The sequence below is a fragment of the Roseateles sp. genome (assembly GCF_039929605.1).
In the GTDB taxonomy this organism is placed as follows: Bacteria; Pseudomonadota; Gammaproteobacteria; order Burkholderiales; family Burkholderiaceae_C; genus Pelomonas.
This window is the reverse complement of the sequence record NZ_JBDSQX010000124.1, coordinates 25949-40776: the sequence shown is the minus strand read 5'-3', so window position 1 is coordinate 40776 and position 14828 is coordinate 25949. Positions and strand designations below refer to the sequence as shown.

Below are 14828 nucleotides of genomic sequence, written 5' to 3'. Positions count from 1 at the left end.
ACGAGGTCGGTCTTGAGCGGGAAGGTCTTGAGGTTGACGAAGGGCGCGCGCAGCTGGCGCGCCAGCACATGGGCGAGGGCCTCCTCGGTGATGAGGTTGGCCTCGATGAGGATGCGGCCCAGCTTCTTGCCGGTGGCGCGCTGCAGTTCAAGTGCCTGGCCCAACTGCTCCGCCGAGATCAGCTGCTGCTCGACCAGGACATCGCCGAGACGGAGCTTGGGGCGAGGCGCGGCGGCGGTATCGGGGGTGTCGACCATGAGGGTTCAAAAAACAAACAAAGCCACAGAGGCACAGAGACACAGAGAGGGCGTCATCCCGCCTCCTCTGTGTCTCTGTGCCTCTGTGGCTTTGTTCAATGTGTTCATGCGTTGCTGGTTGCGTGGACTTCGGCGATGGTGGTGAGCCCCTGCAGCACCTTGACGATGCCATCCTGTCGCAGCGAGCGCATGCCCTCGGCCAACGCGGCGTTGAACAGCTCCTCGGCACGCGCGCCGGTCTGGATCATGTGGCGGATATCGCGCGACACGGTCAACAGCTCATGCAGCCCGGCGCGGCCCTTGTAGCCGCTGTGGCCGCAGGTGGCACAGCCGGCGTTCGTGAACTTCATCAGTCGGCCGCTCTGACCGTGATTCTTGATCCAGTCCGACGTCAGCGCGAGCCGGTTCGGGCGCGCATCGGCGGGGAAAGCGTGCAGATAGTCATCCAGCAGCTCGCTCAGTTCCGCCTCGGTCAGCGGCTCGCTCGTCTGGCAGGCCGTGCAGCAGCGCCGCACGAGGCGCTGGGCCAGCACGGCCAGCAGTGAGTCGGCAAAGTTGAAGGGGTCCATGCCCATGTCGAGCAGCCGCGTGATGGTCTCGGCGGCGCTGTTGGTGTGCAGCGTGGACAGCACGAGGTGGCCGGTCAGCGAGGCCTCGACGGCGATCTCGGCCGTCTCCTGGTCGCGGATCTCGCCGACCATGATGACGTCGGGGTCGGCGCGCAGGAAGGCGCGCAAGGCCTTGGCAAAGGTCCAGTCGATCTTGGGGTTGACCTGCACCTGGCGCAGGCCGGCCTGGGTGATTTCGATCGGATCCTCGGCCGTCCAGATCTTGCGGTCGGCGGTGTTGATGTGGCTGAGCGCCGAGTGCAGCGTCGTCGTCTTGCCGGAGCCGGTCGGGCCGACGCACAGCACCATGCCGTAAGGCCGGGCCACGGCGGTCCGCAGCGCGGCGAGGTTGGCGGGCGTGAGGCCGATGCGGTCCAGCGGCATGGGCCGGCTGCTGGCCAGGATGCGCATGACGACGTCTTCCAGCCCATTGTTGGTCGGGATGGTGGCCACGCGCAGCTCCAGCCGGTGCTGGGCCGAGAAACGCGCGAAGTTGATCTTGCCGTCCTGTGGCTTGCGGCGCTCGGAGATGTCGAGATCGCACATGATCTTGATGCGCGCGATCATGGCGTTACGGTAGTTGGGCGGCAGCTCCAGGTAGGGCTGCAGCACGCCGTCGCGGCGGAAGCGGATCTTGAGCTTCTCGCGGCCCGGGTAGGTCTCGATGTGGATGTCGGACACGCCCTGGTTGTGCGCCTCGATGATCATCGTGTTGATGAGGCGCACGAGGCTGTTGTCGCTCTGCTCGATGGGCGACTCGTCTTCCTTGGACGAGCGCTCGCTGCTGTCGCGCTCCAGGCTCTCGATGAGCTTGTTGGAGCTGTCCAGCGAGAAGTCGGGCTGGAAGTCGGGCAGGCTGTCGATATTGGCGCGCGGCAGGGCTTCGGCGCCGAAGCGCTCAAAGGTGGTCGGGATGGCGAACTGCAGCGTGCCCAGCCGGGTCAGCGTGGGCACGACCTTGAGCTGGGTGATGAACTCCACCTCGTCGAGGGCCTCGCGCCGCGTCGGGTCCTCCATCGCCACGACGAGGCGGCCGTCGCGCAGCACCAGCGGCAGCATCTCCAGCCGCTTGGCCACAGCGTAAGGCAGCTTGCGCACGGCGTCGGGCTCGATGGCGAAGCGTTCCACGTCGACGACGGGGTAGCCCATCTTGCGCGCCAGTGCCGACTGCAACTGCGCGCGGCTGATGACGTTCTTGCGCACCAGCAGCTCGCCGAGCGGCACGGAGCGGTCGTCGCGCTGCTGCACCAGCGCCACTTCGAGCTGCTCGGGCGTGACGAACTCCAGCGCCAGCAGCGCCTCGCCGATGCGCACCATCGGCATCTTGGCCTGCTGCTCGATGGCCTGCAGCAGCTGCTCGGCGCTGACGATGTGCTGCTCGACAAGGATGTCGCCGACGCGCCGCTGGCGCAGGCCGGTCTGCTCGACGGCGGCCGCCGCAAGCTGCTCCTGCGTGACGAGCTGGTCCTTCAGCAGCAGATCGCCGATGCGTTCGCCGATCTCGAAATGCGCCAGCACCTCACGCGGGATGAAGACGCGGCGCACCGAGTCGTCGCTTTCGGACAGCGGTGGGAACAGGAAGAGGCCGAGCTTGTCGTGCTGGTGGCCGATGGTGACGCCCTTGAGCTCGTCGCCGCCGTTGAAGACGATGCGGAAGTCGCTGCGCGGGCGCTGGTCCAGGCTGAGCGACGCGTTCTGATCGTTCTCGTCGCGCGGCGGCACGGCGATGGCGCGCATCAGCTTGACGGCGCGGAACTGGCTGAATTTCAGCGGCATGCTGTTGCGCGCTGGCGGCACGGTGATGCGCACGATGCGATCACTGGCGTCCACCGCCAGCAACTGGCCCAGACTGCGGCTGTTGTTCAGGCCGAGGATCTCGCAGGCCTCGGCGCCTTTTTGCACCTGGGGCTGGGGATAGGCCGCGTAAGGCGGCGTGGGCCAAAGGAAGCCAGAGGCGTGCGCGGTGGAGGCGTCGGCTTCGACTTGCGGCCAGGGCAGGGGCTCGGACGGGTCTGTCATGGATGCTCGTGCTGCGGTTGCGGGCCATTATGGAGGCCGAAAGACGCATCGCTGCGCCGCAAAAAGCACCCCGCCGCAGCGGCAATCCGGACAATCAACTTATGAACATCCTGATCACCGGCTTCGAGCCTTTCGGTGGCGAGACGATCAACCCCGCCTGGGAGGTGGCGCGCTCGCTGCACAACCAGGTCATCGGCGACGCGACCGTGCACGCTCGCTGCCTGCCGACGAGCTTTGGCGAGGCGCCGCTCGAACTTGCACGGGCGCTTGCCGCACTGCAGCCCGGCCTCGTCATCGCGCTGGGCCAGGCCAGCGGCCGCAGCGAGATTTCCATCGAGCGCGTGGCCGTCAACCTCATCGATGCGCGCATCGCCGACAACGCCGGCCAGCGCCCGCAGGACGTGCCAGTGCGCGCCGAGGCGCCGGCCGCCTACTTCTCGACGCTGCCCATCAAGGCCATGCGCGACGCCTTGCGTGCGGCCGGCCACCCGGCCGGGCTGTCGCTGTCGGCCGGCGCCTTTGTTTGCAATCAAGTGTTCTTCGAGCTGCAGCACCAACTAGCCGGCCGGGCCGTGCGCAGCGGCTTCATCCACCTGCCGGCCCTGCCCGAGCAGGCGGCGCGCGCACAACCGTCGGTGCCCAGCATGGGTCTGGCGGCGCAGATCGACGCGATCCGGCTGGCGGTGGCGCTGGCGCTGGCAGGCGAGGGCAGCGTGCCGGCAAGGCCGGACGAGGGCGCGCCGACGAGTTGACTCAGTCTTCCGTGTACTTGCGCCAACGCGCGCTGGCCGTGCGCATCAACTCCACCTGGCGGGCAAAGCGGCGGCAGTTGCCGCAGATGCGGTAGTGCAGGCGCAGCGACAGCCGCTCGGCCAGCGGCATCGCGCGGTCCTCGGCCTTCAGGACGATTTCCGTGGCCTCGCGGCAGGTGATGTTCAGCTTGATCAACGCGCCCCTCCAGCGGCAGCCACACCGCCGAACCAGCTCGTCTGCAGGCATTCCCGCAGCCTCAGCCGAGCCCGATGCAGCATGACCCACAGGTTCGTCGGCGTGATGGAGAGCTCCTTACAGATCTCGTCGGACTCCAGCTCCAGCCACTCGCGCATCATGAAGAGCCGCCCCTGCTGGCCGGGCAGCTTCTCCACGCAAGCCTCCAGCACCTTCATGAAGTCCACCTGCCGCAGCACGTCCTCGGGGTTGCCCCAGTCATGCTGGGTCTCGCGCCAGTGGCCGTCCGCAGCGAACAACAGGTCGTCGAGGTCCTCGCCGTCTTCGCTGGCAGAGGTCGTCGACAGCTCGCGGCTGTTCTTGCGGATCTGGTCGATGAGCTTGTGCTTGAGGATGCCGATGAGCCAGGTCTTGAGCTGGCTGTTGCCCGCGAAGGCCTGCGGCTTTTCAAGCGCGGCGAGCAGCGTCTCCGACACGGCGTCCTCCGCCCAGGCCGGGTTGCGCAACTGCAGGCGCGCATATTTCAGCAGCACGGGGCGCAGGGCCTCGATCTGGCGGCAATAGTCGGGAGTAGCGGTCATGGCGGCGCGCAGTGTAAGGAGTAGCCAGTGTCTTGCGACTTCAATCTCGCCGCCGGATGATCGGCCGCCTTTCACCTCCCAACCTTTTGGAGACCTGTCTCATGAAGAACCAAGCCCTCGTGTCCTCCGCCCTGGCCGCCGCCCTGTCCCTTGGCCTCGTCGCCCAGGCCCAGGCCGCTGATGCCGCCAAGGAGAAGTGCTACGGCATCGCCAAAGCTGGCCAGAACGACTGCGCCACCACCAACGGCAGCCACTCCTGCGCCGGCCAGTCCAAGGCCGACAAGGACGCCAACGAATGGAAGTACGTCGCCAAGGGCACGTGCGAGAAGGAAGGCGGCGCGACCAAGGCGCCGGCCAAGAAGTAAGCGCGGCATGGCGTCAGTACCCTGCGTCGGCATAGGCTGGCGCCAGCCCCACTACGAGACCTTGCTGGCCGAGCGCCCCGCGCTCGGCTTCATCGAGGTCCACTCAGAGAATTTCTTCGCCGACGGCGGCATCACGCTAGCGGTGCTGGAGGCGGGCCGCGAGGCCTATGACCTTAGCCTGCACGGCGTCGGCCTGGCCCTCGGCTCGGCGGCCGGTCTGGACGGCTGGCATCTCGAGCGCCTGGCCCGCCTCGTCGAGCGCGTGCAGCCGCGCTGGGTGTCGGACCATGCCTGCTTCGCCCGTGTTGGATCAGGTCTGCATGCCGCCGACCTGCTGCCCATTCCCTTCAACGACGAGTCGTTAGCCTTGATGGCGAGTCATGTCGGCCAGGTGCAGCAGCGCCTCGGCCGCCAGATGCTGGTCGAAAACATCAGCGCCTACGTCGGCTGGGCCGGCGACACGCTGGCCGAGCCCGAATTCTTCAACGAGCTGACACGGCGCAGCGGCTGCGGCCTGCTGCTGGACGTGAACAACCTCTTCGTCAATGCGCGCAACGCCGGCTTCGACGCGGGCGAGGCGGCGCGTGAGGCCATGCGCTGGATCGACGCGATCCAGCCCGGCAGCGTCGGCGAGATCCACCTGGCCGGGCATTGCGAACTGGCGGACGGCCTCGTCATCGACGACCACGGCAGCCGCGTTCGCGACGAGGTGTGGCGGGTCTACGAGCACGCTGTTCGTCGCCTCGGCCCGGTGCCGACGCTGATCGAATGGGACACGGCCGTGCCCGAGCTGGGCGTGCTGCTGGCCGAGGCCGGGCGGGCAAGGGCGGTGCAATCATGAAGACGGATCAGCAGGCGCTCGTCGATGCGTTGCTGGGCCGTGGCGGCGCACCCCCGGGCCTGACCGGCGCCGAGCGCGGTCTCGCGGCCTACCGAACCAACTTGCGGGCCTTGTCTGCGCAAGCGCTGGCCGTGCCCTTCGCGCGGCTGCGAGAGGCGCTTGGCGAGGATGAGTTCGCCTCGCTGGCCTGGACCTTCTGGCGCGCCCACCCGCCCGAACGCGGCGACCTTGCGCAGTGGGGCGGCGCGCTTGAAAACTTTCTGATCGAACGGGCCGGCGAGGCCTCCGGCCTGCCCGACCTGGCGCGGCTGGACTGGGCCTCTCACCGGGCCGAGCGAGCAGCGAATGCGGAGCTGGACGCCCCGTCGCTGGCATTGTTGGGCACGACGCCGCCCGAGCAGCTGTGGCTGCAACTGCGTCCCGGCGTCGCCCTGATCGTCCAAAGCGACGGGCCGATGCTCGTCTGGCGCGAGGGCTGGGCGGCCAGATCGCAGGCCTTGTCGCCCGGCGAGGCGGCCTTCATGCGGGCGCTGCTCGGCGAAGTGAATCTTGCCGACGCGCTCGTGAAAGGTTCGGGCGCCCACGCCGACTTTGACTTCTCCACCTGGCTGCAAGCCGCGCTGCAACATGCCTGGCTGCAAGGGGTCAGGTCAACACCCCATCCTGAACACCTCCGGACCAAGACACCATGAAAGCACTGCTCTCCACCGCCCTGCGCTCCATCACCGACCCCGGCCTGCAGCCCACCCGTCTGCCCGCGCCGCTAGACACGCTCGTCAGCCACCTGCAGTCGCTGGCGCTGCTGGCGGCCCGGCTCTACGTGGCGCAGGTCTTCTTCCTGTCGGGGCTGACCAAGCTGCGCGACTGGTCGTCCACGCTCGCCCTGTTCAACGACATCTACCAGGTGCCGCTGCTGCCGCCCGCGCTCGCCGCCTACATGGGCACGGCCGGCGAACTGGCGCTGCCCGTGCTGCTGGTGCTGGGCCTGGCCACGCGCTTTGCCGGCGCCGGCCTCTTCGTCGTGAACCTGATGGCGGCGCTGTCGCTGATGGCGGACGACTTCTCGCCGGCTGCTCAGGCGCAGCACACCTTGTGGGGTGTGCTGGCCATCGTCATCGCGCTGTGGGGCGCCGGCCGCTGGTCCGTGGACCGATTTATTCGCGTGGCCTGAAGTTCAGGATGATGACCGACGGCACCCGCCCATCGGTATCGCGCGGCAGCATCTCGGCCTTCTCGACGGCGCGCAGCACGGCTCGGTCCCAGTCGGCATCGCCGCTGGCCTTGATGACCTTGCTGCCGAGGATGCGGCCATCGGGGGCGAGCGCGACCTGAACTTCCGCGGTCGGGTTGGCCGCGCTGTCGTCTGAAAAGATGATCAGCGGCCGGATCTTGCCCTTGACGCGGCCCACCCAGCCGGCCGATGGCGCGCCACTTTGAGCGGCGGTGCCGGTGGAGTTGGGCGTGCCGCCCGCCATGCCCTGGATGCGGCGCAGGTTCTCCTGGCGCTGGGCTTCGCGGCGGGCATCGGCAGCCTTGGCTTCCTTCGCCGCTTTGGCGTCGTTGGCCGTCTTGTCCTTCTTGCGGTCCTGCTCGTCCTTGGTCGCCTTGTCTTTCGCGGCCTTGTCCTTGGCTTCCTTGTCTTTCGCCGCCCGGTCACGTTCCAGGCGTTCGAGTTTGGCCGCCTCGTCGCGCGCCTTCTCTTCCTTGCGCTTCTTGTCCTTGGCGATGGCGATGTCGGCCTCGCGCTGCTCTTCGGCGGCTTCCTCGGCGGCGCGTTGCTGGGCCTTCAGGTCGGGCTTGGGCGCTTCGGGTTCGGGCTCGACCGGCGCTTCCTCGCGCGGCGCGGCAATCTGCGGCACAGACGACCACAACTCGGCCTCGAAGGCCGGCGACGAGTCGCTGTTCCAGTGCAGGCCGGAACTCAACGCGAGGAGCAGCAGGCCATGCGCCACCAGCGCAAAGGCCAGGCCGCGGCCAATGCCGGCGGCCTCGGGAGGGCGCAACGTCGCAGCGGTCATCGGGCGGCGGAAGCTCCGCTCTTCACGGCCAGGCCGACGCGCTGGATGCCGGCGCGCTGCAGCGTGTCCATGACCTGCACGACGGCCTCGTACTTGACGTTCTTGTCGGCAGAGATGACGACCGGGTTGTTGCCGTTCTGGCCCTGCGCCTTCTTGACGCGCTCAGCCAGGCGGTTGGCGGGAATGGATTCCGGCTCCAGCTGGTCGACCTTGATCTTCAGCCGCTCGTCGGTGCCGACGATGATCTGGATGACGTGCTCGGGCTGCTGGCGGCTCTTGCCCACGCTGGGCAGGTCGACCATGCCCGTCGTGATCAGCGGCGCGCTGACCATGAAGATGATGAGCAGCACCAGCATCACATCGATGAACGGGACCATGTTGATCTCGTTCATCGTGCGGCGCCGCCGGCCGCCTCGGGAGGAGATGCCCGCCATCAGGATTGCGTCGAGTTGCGTTGCAGGATGTTGGAGAACTCCTCGATGAAGGTCTCCAGCGTGATGGCGGCGCGGTCGATCTGGCGGGCGAAGCGGTTGTAGGCCAGCACGGCGGGGATTGCCGCGAACAGACCGATGGCCGTGGCGACCAGCGCTTCAGCGATGCCGGGCGCAACGGTGGCCAGCGTCACCTGCGTCAGGTTGGACAGGCCCACGAAGGCATGCATGATTCCCCAGATGGTGCCGAACAGGCCCACATAGGGCGACACCGAACCCACCGAGGCGAGGAAGGAGAGGTTGCTCTCCATCGCGTCCAGCTCACGGTGGAAGCTGGCGCGCATGGCGCGGCGGGCGGCGTCGAGGAGGGCGCTGGCGTCGGTCACGCGCTTCTCGCGCAGCTTCATGAACTCACGCATGCCCGACGCGAAGATGCGCTCCAGCGGCGCGCCGTCGGTGCGGTTGCTGACCGACTGGAAGAGCTCGTTGAGGTTCTTGCCGCTCCAGAACTCGGCCTCGAAGGCGTCGTTGCGGCGCTTGATCTGGCCCAGGCCGATGAGCTTGCCGAAGATGACGCTCCAGCTCGCAAGCGACACGAGCAGCAGGCCCGCGATGACGAGCTGCACGGCAAAGCTGGCGTGCAGGATCAGGGAGACGATGGAGAGGTCTTGGTTCATGCGGAGGTGATCGCTGCAACGACGGTGTCGGGCAGGCGTTGGGGTTTCAGGTCGCCGGCGCGCACGCAGCCGATGCGGATTTCGCCTTCGCACAGCAGCGTGTCGCCCCGCAGTGCGCGTTGGCGCACGACGAGGCTGGCGCGGCCGGCGGGTTCGGGGTCGACGGTGATGGTCAGCAGGTCGTCGAGCTTTGCTGGGGCGGCATAACGAAGGCTGGTGGCGGCGACAACGAACATGAGGCCGGTGTCCTCGCGCAGCTGATGCTGCTCGACGCCGGCCGCGCGCAGCCACTCGGTGCGAGCACGCTCGAAGAACTTCAGGTAGTTGGCGTAGAAGACGATGCCGCCGGCGTCGGTGTCTTCCCAATACACGCGGATGGGGAACTGGAAGCTCATGCGAGCACCCCGCGCAGGCGCCGCACGGCTTCCTGCAGGTCCTCCATCGACGACGCGAACGACAGGCGCATCCAGCGCTGCGGGTCGGCCAGGCCGAAGTCGCGGCCGGGTGTCAGCGCGACCTGGGCGCTCTGCAGCAGCTCATGGGCGAAGGCCCAGCTGTCGGCATGGTGGCGGGAGATGTCCATCCACGCGTAGAAGGCGCCGTCGGGTGCGACGGGCACGGTCAGGCCCAGCTCGTTCAGTGCGGGCACGATGTAGTCGCGGCGGTCTTTCAGCACGGTGCGGCGGCGTTCGAACTCGGCGATGGAGGCGGGCTCGAAGCAGGCGAGGGCGGCCATCTGCGCCAGCGTGGACGGGCAGATGTAGAGGTTCTGCGCCAGCCGCTCGATGGCCGGCACGAGGGCAGGGGGTAACACCAGCCAGCCCAGCCGCCAGCCGGTCATGCCGAAGTATTTGGAGAAGCTGTTGACCGAGACGATGTCGTCGCCGAGCGCCAAAGCGCTGTGGCTGAAATGCTCGTCGTAGCTCAGCGGCAGGTAGATCTCGTCCACCACCGTGACGCCGCCGCGCTCGCGTACGAAGCCGGCGATGTCCGCCAGCACCTCGGGTGCGATGGACGTGCCGGTCGGGTTGCTCGGCGAGGCCAGCAGCACGCCGCGTGTGTGCGGGCGTCCAGGCCTCGCGCACCTGGCTCGCACCCAGCTGGAAGCGCTCCGCTGCGCCGGTGGGCAGCAGGCGCGGCGTGGCGTCCGCAGCCGTCACGAAGTGGCGGTTGCAGGGGTAGCAGGGGTCGGGCATCAACACCTCGTCGCCGCGCTCGAAGAGGGCGAGGCAGGCGAGTTGCAAGCCGGCCGAAGCGCCCGCCGTGATGGCGATGCGCTCCGGCGCAATGGCGAGGCTGAAGCGCTGGGTGTACCAACGCGAGATGGCTTCGCGGAGCTGAGGCAGGCCGAGAGCGTCGGTGTAGGGCGTGGGGCCTTGGGCGATACGTGAGACAGCTTCACGCACGGCCGGCGCGGCGCCGAAGTCGGGCTCGCCGACATTGAGGCGGATCATGCGCCGGCCGCCTCGTGCCGGGTCGCACAGCGGGCCGGCCGCGAGCTGGGCCGCAGCCTTGGCCAGCTCCATCACGTAGAAGGGCTCGATGCGGTCAAGCCGCGCGGCGAGTTTCATCCGCGCTTGGCTGCCACCTCGGCCGGGCGCAGGTCGCCGGCCGCACGGTCCAGCACGCCGTTGACGTACTTGTGGCCGTCGGTGCCGCCGAAGGACTTGGCCAGCTCGACGGCTTCGTTGATGGCGACCCGGTAGGGGATATCGAGGCAGTGCTTGAGCTCGTAGGCGCCGATCATCAGGATGCCGTGCTCGATGGGCGAAAGCTCCGTGGTCTTGCGGTCGACATGGCGGGACAGGATGGCGTCGAGGTCAACGGCTTCGTTGACGCAACCGGCCAGCAGCGCGTCGTAATGCTTCAGGTCGAGCTTGGCATAGCCTTCCTGCTCGCGGCCCAGGGCGACGATGGCGCCGATTTCATCGCCTGTCAGCAGCCATTGGTACAGGCCCTGCAGCGCGGCCTCGCGCGAACGGCGGCGAGCCGACTTGGCAGGCGCCTTCTTGCCGGCAGGCTTGGCTGCCGTCTTTGTGGCGGCATTGGCGGTGCTCTTTGGGGCTTCGTTCACTCGATCTCTTTCAGCAGATTGGCCATCTCGACGGCGACGCGCGCGGCGTCGCGTCCCTTGGGCTCGGCGCGGGCCCAGGCCTGCGCTTCGTTTTCGACGGTCAGGATGGCGTTGGCAATCGGAACGCCGTGATCCAGCCCGACGCGGGTCACGGCGGCGCCGCTCTCGTTGGCGACCAGCTCGAAGTGATAGGTCTCGCCGCGAATGATGCAGCCCAACGCGATGAGGGCGTCGTAGTCGTTGGTCTCAGCCAGGGCCTGCAGGGCCAGCGGCACTTCGAGTGCGCCCGGCACCGTCACGTGGCGGACGGCCTCGGCCGGCACGCCAAGCACCGACAGCTCTGCAAGGCAGGCACTGGCGAGCGCCGATGTGATGGCGTCGTTGAAGCGCGCCTGGACGATGGCGATCACGAGCTCGCTGCCGTCGAGAGCGCCCTCGAAGCCGGGAAGGCCTTGCTTTGAGTCTTGCATCGCGTGCCTCTTGTGTCTCGTTTCAGCAGGAAGGGGGAGCGACGAAGCCGGTCACGTCCAGCCCGTAGCCGGTCATGCTGGGCATGCGGCGCGGGCTGCCGAGCAGCTTCATGTGATGCACGCCCAACGACTTCAGGATCTGAGCGCCCACGCCATAGGTACGCAGGTCCATCGCGCTTTTGACGGGTGCTGCAGTCTTTTCAGCCGTGGCGCGGGCCAGGACGCCAGCGGAACCTTCACCGCAGTTGAGCAGCACGACGACGCCGGCCGGGCTGGCCTGCACGGCTGCCAGTGCCGCAGGCAGGCCCCACGAGTGACCGCAGGAGCCGGCTTCGAGCAGGTCCATGACCGACAGCGGCTCATGCACGCGCACGAGGACTTCGTCGCTGGGGCTCCAAGCACCGTGGCTCAGCGCGAGGTGGGTACCGCCGGTGCGGTCGGTGAAGACCTGGCAGTCGAACTCGCCCTGGGCGGTGTTGAGGCGCCGCTCGGCGACGCGCGTGACGAGGCTCTCGTGGCGGCTGCGGTATTCGATGAGGTCGGCGATGGTGCCGATCTTGAGACCGTGTTCGGCGGCAAAGATCTCCAGGTCCGGCAGCCGCGCCATGCTGCCGTCGTCCTTCATGATTTCGCAGATGACCGACGTGGCCGACAGGCCCGCCATGCGGGCGAGGTCACAGCCCGCTTCGGTATGGCCGGCGCGCATCAGCACGCCGCCATCCTGGGCCTGCAGCGGGAAGACGTGCCCGGGCTGGACGAGGTCGCTGGCTTTGGCGTCGGCCGCGACGGCGGCTTGCACGGTGCGGGCGCGGTCAGCGGCGGAGATGCCGGTCGTGACGCCGGTGGCCGCCTCGATGGACACGGTGAAGGCGGTGCCATGCTGGGTGCCGTTGCGGCGCGTCATCGGCGGCAGCTGCAGGCGCTCGCAATGCTCGCGCGGCAGCGTCAGGCAGATGAGGCCGCGGCCATGCTTGGCCATGAAGTTGATGGCCTCCGGCGTGACGAGGTCAGCCGCCAGCACGAGATCACCCTCGTTTTCGCGGTCTTCCTCGTCAACCAGGATGACCATGCGGCCGGCTGCCAACTCGGCCACCAGCTCGGGAATGGGGGAGATGGGCATAGCCGGCGATTGTAGGTGGCGACCCTAGGCGGGGCGGAGCCGAAGGCGCAGATCCTGGCCTATCGGTGTGGCTTCAATCAAGCGCCAGCGGCGTGCCTCGTCAAGTCGGGCCAGAGGCGACAAGGCTGCGAGCGGGCGGCCTTCGCCGATCAGCATCGGCGCTTGGTAGATGAGCAACTCGTCCACCAGATCAGCGTCGAGGAAGGCGCCGGACAAGGTCGGGCCGGCCTCGACGTGCAACTCGTTGATGCCCAGTTTGCCAAGTTCGTTCAGCAGCGTCGGCAGATCGGCGCGGCCGGGGCCGATGACGCGGGCTTCACCGGGCGGCTGCAGGATGCGCGCCGTGCTCGGCAGGCGACCTTGCGGGTCGAGCACGATGCGCAGCGGTTGCTTCGCCGTCTGCACGAGGCGCACATCCAGCCGCGGGTCGTCGGCCAGCACGGTGCCGATACCGGTGATCACAGCGCCGGCGCGGCGGCGCCAGGCATGGCCATCGGCGCGGGCTGCCTCGCCCGTGATCCACTGGCTGCGACCATCGGGCAGGGCGGTGCGACCATCCAGAGAGACGGCCGATTTCAGCCGCACGAAGGGTCGGCCACGCTGCATGCGCGAAAAGAAGCCGATGTTGAGCTCGCGCGCGGCGTCGGCCACAGCCGTGTCGGCGAGTTCAACATCGATGCCGGCAGCGCGCAGCCGCGCCAGGCCTTGGCCGGCAACCAGCGGGTTGGGGTCTTCGACCGCGACGACGACCCGGGCGATGCCTGCGTTGATCAGCGCGTCACAGCACGGCGGCGTGCGGCCGTGGTGGGAGCAGGGTTCCAACGTGACGATGGCCGTCGCACCGCGCACGTCATGACCACGCGCTGCCGCATCGCGCAGCGCCATGACCTCGGCATGGGCCTGTCCCGCTGCCTGCGTGTGTCCAGTTCCCAGTTCACTGCCGTCTGCCGCAAGGATGACGCAGCCGACCCGTGGGTTGGGGTCACTCAGGCCGATGGCCTGGGCGGCCAGCGCGAGGGCTTGTTGCAGTGCTGCGGAGATGTCGGGAGCGGGCATCTGCCCAGTCTAGCCAGCGATCAGATCAAGTGAGATCAGGGATCAGGGCTGGATCTGATAGGTCGCAGCGTCGATAAAGTAGCCCAGACTGTTGTTGACCGGGCTCAGCGGGCAAGCCGTCCCGTCGCCGCTGCGGATGACAAGGAAGTTCTGCCGCGCCAGCGAGTAGCTGACATGGCGGTAAAGCGCTGGATGCTCCTCGTTGTCAATCCTGTCAGGCTTGGCGGTGCTGGAGTACGGATCTTCGGTGTAGCCGTTGCCGTTGTAGTCTCCGCTGTAGCGGCAGACCTTGAACTGAGAAGCCGAGCTGCCAATGTCCAGAGGGCTACCCAGCAGCACCTGGCCCGACCAATTTTTCTGGGAGTTCGGGTAGACGAGGCAGTAATAGTTCATCAGCGTCTGGGTCAGCGGGCTCGCCGAGTCGTCATCAGTGAAGCAGGCCGGGGTGGGCAGAGCGGGGTAGTCATTGCCGCCGGCTGCCAGAGATTCCACACCCTGCAAATCCCGCACCATGAGTTGGCTGGGTGTTCGCACCACCCTGACGGACAGGCGCTGCGCGGCATCCGCAGGGTTTCTTGAGTCCGGCGTACTACCCGTGGAAAAGCGGATCGTCCCGCTGACCAGATAGCCGACACCGCCGTTGTTCTTGCATGTTTCAACACTGCTCGCCGTAAGGGCAGAGACTGCTGTGTTGATCGAAATCTCGCAAATGCCGGTGATGATGCCTGTGACATTGTTGAAGACCCAAATAGCCCCGTTATTGACACGCGGCCGGAAGGCGCTCGTGCCATTGCCCAGGTCCTTTGCGGCCCGAGGTATTGCCGGATTGCGATTGTCCGGCTGACGGATTCCGTTCGTGGGCGGCGTGACGCCCAGGGCCATCGAGAAGACGGGGTCGGTGCGGGAGATGACGCTGTCGAGCGTGACCGACTGTTGAATACCGCTTCGATCCGGCCACTCCACCTTGACCCGGACGGTCTTGCCCTGGGGTTCGGTCAGGTCCTTCACCAGCGGTGTCACCGAGCGGGTGACCGTGAACGTGGTGTTGGCGTTGTCCAACGGAACCGTGACGTCTGGCGGAGAAACCATGTCGTTTTTGTAGTCGCGAACATTGGCTGCAGGGTCCACCTCGTCGCCCCTGTCCAGAACCGAGAAGTCGCGCAGCGTTGCGAGCTCCGCCTGGGCCATGCGCATCGCCTCGCTGCGTTGCTTGGCCAGGTCACCGCTGCGACGCAGATTGCCCGTGAGCCCCACCAGCGCCACCATGCCAAAGGACATGATCACCAGCGCCACCAAAGCTTCGATCAACGTTGTGCCACGCTGCGGTCGGCTGCGGGAGGCTTGGGTTTGAAAGGACTTCATG

At 67.5% G+C, this 14828-nt stretch carries 17 protein-coding genes and 2 pseudogenes; 5 read left to right on the top strand and 14 right to left on the bottom strand.

Features of this window, described 5'->3' with window-relative positions:
• Window positions 1-257 (bottom strand): annotated as a pseudogene (locus ABIS05_RS17335) (MSHA biogenesis protein MshE); the annotation flags it as partial.
• Window positions 258-361: 104 nt separating this feature from the next.
• On the bottom strand, window positions 362-2884 hold the full coding sequence (locus ABIS05_RS17330) for an ATPase, T2SS/T4P/T4SS family (protein ID WP_348010982.1): 2523 nt from the start codon (window positions 2882-2884) through the stop codon (window positions 362-364).
• A gap of 101 nt (window positions 2885-2985) precedes the next feature.
• Between ABIS05_RS17330 and pcp the strand changes: the two genes are divergently transcribed.
• Entirely contained in the window at window positions 2986-3636 is a 651-nt protein-coding gene (gene pcp / locus ABIS05_RS17325; protein ID WP_348010981.1) for a pyroglutamyl-peptidase I, read from the top strand.
• A 1-nt stretch (window position 3637) separates the two neighbouring features.
• Here the strand turns inward: pcp and ABIS05_RS17320 are convergent, their stop codons facing one another.
• A complete protein-coding gene (locus tag ABIS05_RS17320; RefSeq protein WP_348010980.1) occupies window positions 3638-3832 on the bottom strand; it encodes a zf-HC2 domain-containing protein in 195 nt (64 codons plus the stop codon).
• Complete coding sequence (locus ABIS05_RS17315) at window positions 3829-4413, bottom strand: sigma-70 family RNA polymerase sigma factor (RefSeq protein WP_348010979.1); 585 nt, start codon at window positions 4411-4413, stop codon at window positions 3829-3831. Before ABIS05_RS17315 ends, ABIS05_RS17320 begins: the two co-directional genes overlap by 4 nt.
• Before the next feature lie 101 nt (window positions 4414-4514).
• Between ABIS05_RS17315 and ABIS05_RS17310 the strand changes: the two genes are divergently transcribed.
• From ABIS05_RS17310 to ABIS05_RS17295, 4 genes are read left to right on the top strand one after another with little or no spacing between them, the layout of a single operon-like run.
• A complete protein-coding gene (locus tag ABIS05_RS17310) occupies window positions 4515-4778 on the top strand; it encodes a DUF2282 domain-containing protein (protein ID WP_348010978.1) in 264 nt (87 codons plus the stop codon).
• A 7-nt stretch (window positions 4779-4785) separates the two neighbouring features.
• Window positions 4786-5619 carry a DUF692 domain-containing protein gene (locus ABIS05_RS17305; protein ID WP_348010977.1) on the top strand — a complete coding sequence of 278 codons (834 nt, stop codon included), beginning with the start codon at window positions 4786-4788 and terminating at the stop codon, window positions 5617-5619.
• The gene (locus ABIS05_RS17300; protein WP_348010976.1) at window positions 5616-6311 is read left to right on the top strand and encodes a DNA-binding domain-containing protein; all 696 of its coding nucleotides are present in this window, start codon (window positions 5616-5618) and stop codon (window positions 6309-6311) included. Before ABIS05_RS17305 ends, ABIS05_RS17300 begins: the two co-directional genes overlap by 4 nt.
• Complete coding sequence (locus ABIS05_RS17295) at window positions 6308-6790, top strand: DoxX family protein (RefSeq protein ID WP_348010975.1); 483 nt, start codon at window positions 6308-6310, stop codon at window positions 6788-6790. The genes ABIS05_RS17300 and ABIS05_RS17295 overlap by 4 nt, the downstream gene beginning before the upstream one ends.
• Here the strand turns inward: ABIS05_RS17295 and tolA are convergent.
• The 10 genes and pseudogenes from tolA to ABIS05_RS17245 form a co-directional block, all read right to left on the bottom strand.
• Window positions 6774-7637, bottom strand: a complete 864-nt coding sequence (tolA, locus tag ABIS05_RS17290) for a cell envelope integrity protein TolA (RefSeq protein ID WP_348010974.1) — start codon at window positions 7635-7637, stop codon at window positions 6774-6776. The genes ABIS05_RS17295 and tolA overlap by 17 nt on opposite strands.
• On the bottom strand, window positions 7634-8071 hold the full coding sequence (gene tolR, locus ABIS05_RS17285; RefSeq protein ID WP_348010973.1) for a protein TolR: 438 nt from the start codon (window positions 8069-8071) through the stop codon (window positions 7634-7636). Before tolR ends, tolA begins: the two co-directional genes overlap by 4 nt.
• The gene (gene tolQ / locus ABIS05_RS17280) at window positions 8071-8745 is read right to left on the bottom strand and encodes a protein TolQ (protein WP_348010972.1); all 675 of its coding nucleotides are present in this window, start codon (window positions 8743-8745) and stop codon (window positions 8071-8073) included. The genes tolR and tolQ overlap by 1 nt, the downstream gene beginning before the upstream one ends.
• On the bottom strand, window positions 8742-9140 hold the full coding sequence (gene ybgC / locus ABIS05_RS17275; protein ID WP_348010971.1) for a tol-pal system-associated acyl-CoA thioesterase: 399 nt from the start codon (window positions 9138-9140) through the stop codon (window positions 8742-8744). Before ybgC ends, tolQ begins: the two co-directional genes overlap by 4 nt.
• Window positions 9137-10316, bottom strand: a pseudogene (locus tag ABIS05_RS17270) (pyridoxal phosphate-dependent aminotransferase). Before ABIS05_RS17270 ends, ybgC begins: the two are co-directional and overlap by 4 nt.
• A complete protein-coding gene (gene nusB / locus ABIS05_RS17265) occupies window positions 10313-10819 on the bottom strand; it encodes a transcription antitermination factor NusB (RefSeq protein WP_348010970.1) in 507 nt (168 codons plus the stop codon). Before nusB ends, ABIS05_RS17270 begins: the two are co-directional and overlap by 4 nt.
• Window positions 10816-11289, bottom strand: coding sequence for a 6,7-dimethyl-8-ribityllumazine synthase (gene ribH / locus ABIS05_RS17260; RefSeq protein WP_348010969.1), 474 nt, complete (start codon window positions 11287-11289; stop codon window positions 10816-10818). The genes nusB and ribH overlap by 4 nt, the downstream gene beginning before the upstream one ends.
• A 22-nt stretch (window positions 11290-11311) precedes the next feature.
• Window positions 11312-12409 (bottom strand): bifunctional 3,4-dihydroxy-2-butanone-4-phosphate synthase/GTP cyclohydrolase II, encoded by a 1098-nt coding sequence (gene ribBA / locus ABIS05_RS17255; RefSeq protein ID WP_348010968.1) that lies wholly within the window; start codon window positions 12407-12409, stop codon window positions 11312-11314.
• A 24-nt stretch (window positions 12410-12433) separates the two neighbouring features.
• Window positions 12434-13465, bottom strand: a complete 1032-nt coding sequence (gene ribD, locus ABIS05_RS17250) for a bifunctional diaminohydroxyphosphoribosylaminopyrimidine deaminase/5-amino-6-(5-phosphoribosylamino)uracil reductase RibD (RefSeq protein WP_348010967.1) — start codon at window positions 13463-13465, stop codon at window positions 12434-12436.
• Window positions 13466-13507: 42 nt separating this feature from the next.
• Window positions 13508-14827 (bottom strand): prepilin-type N-terminal cleavage/methylation domain-containing protein, encoded by a 1320-nt coding sequence (locus tag ABIS05_RS17245; RefSeq protein WP_348010966.1) that lies wholly within the window; start codon window positions 14825-14827, stop codon window positions 13508-13510.
• Between the last annotated feature and the right edge of the window lies 1 nt (window position 14828).

Excerpts from the sequence above, each read along its gene's own strand:
- ABIS05_RS17330 (WP_348010982.1), bottom strand. The coding sequence starts at position 2,884 with ATGACAGACCCGTCCGAGCCCCTGCCCTGGCCGCAAGTCGAAGCCGAC.
- pcp (WP_348010981.1), top strand. The coding sequence starts at position 2,986 with ATGAACATCCTGATCACCGGCTTCGAGCCTTTCGGTGGCGAGACGATC.
- ABIS05_RS17315 (WP_348010979.1), bottom strand. The coding sequence starts at position 4,413 with ATGACCGCTACTCCCGACTATTGCCGCCAGATCGAGGCCCTGCGCCCC.
- ABIS05_RS17310 (WP_348010978.1), top strand. The coding sequence starts at position 4,515 with ATGAAGAACCAAGCCCTCGTGTCCTCCGCCCTGGCCGCCGCCCTGTCC.
- ABIS05_RS17305 (WP_348010977.1), top strand. The coding sequence starts at position 4,786 with ATGGCGTCAGTACCCTGCGTCGGCATAGGCTGGCGCCAGCCCCACTAC.
- ABIS05_RS17300 (WP_348010976.1), top strand. The coding sequence starts at position 5,616 with ATGAAGACGGATCAGCAGGCGCTCGTCGATGCGTTGCTGGGCCGTGGC.
- ABIS05_RS17295 (WP_348010975.1), top strand. The coding sequence starts at position 6,308 with ATGAAAGCACTGCTCTCCACCGCCCTGCGCTCCATCACCGACCCCGGC.
- tolA (WP_348010974.1), bottom strand. The coding sequence starts at position 7,637 with ATGACCGCTGCGACGTTGCGCCCTCCCGAGGCCGCCGGCATTGGCCGC.
- tolR (WP_348010973.1), bottom strand. The coding sequence starts at position 8,071 with ATGGCGGGCATCTCCTCCCGAGGCGGCCGGCGGCGCCGCACGATGAAC.
- tolQ (WP_348010972.1), bottom strand. The coding sequence starts at position 8,745 with ATGAACCAAGACCTCTCCATCGTCTCCCTGATCCTGCACGCCAGCTTT.
- ybgC (WP_348010971.1), bottom strand. The coding sequence starts at position 9,140 with ATGAGCTTCCAGTTCCCCATCCGCGTGTATTGGGAAGACACCGACGCC.
- ribH (WP_348010969.1), bottom strand. The coding sequence starts at position 11,289 with ATGCAAGACTCAAAGCAAGGCCTTCCCGGCTTCGAGGGCGCTCTCGAC.
- ribBA (WP_348010968.1), bottom strand. The coding sequence starts at position 12,409 with ATGCCCATCTCCCCCATTCCCGAGCTGGTGGCCGAGTTGGCAGCCGGC.
- ribD (WP_348010967.1), bottom strand. The coding sequence starts at position 13,465 with ATGCCCGCTCCCGACATCTCCGCAGCACTGCAACAAGCCCTCGCGCTG.
- ABIS05_RS17245 (WP_348010966.1), bottom strand. The coding sequence starts at position 14,827 with ATGAAGTCCTTTCAAACCCAAGCCTCCCGCAGCCGACCGCAGCGTGGC.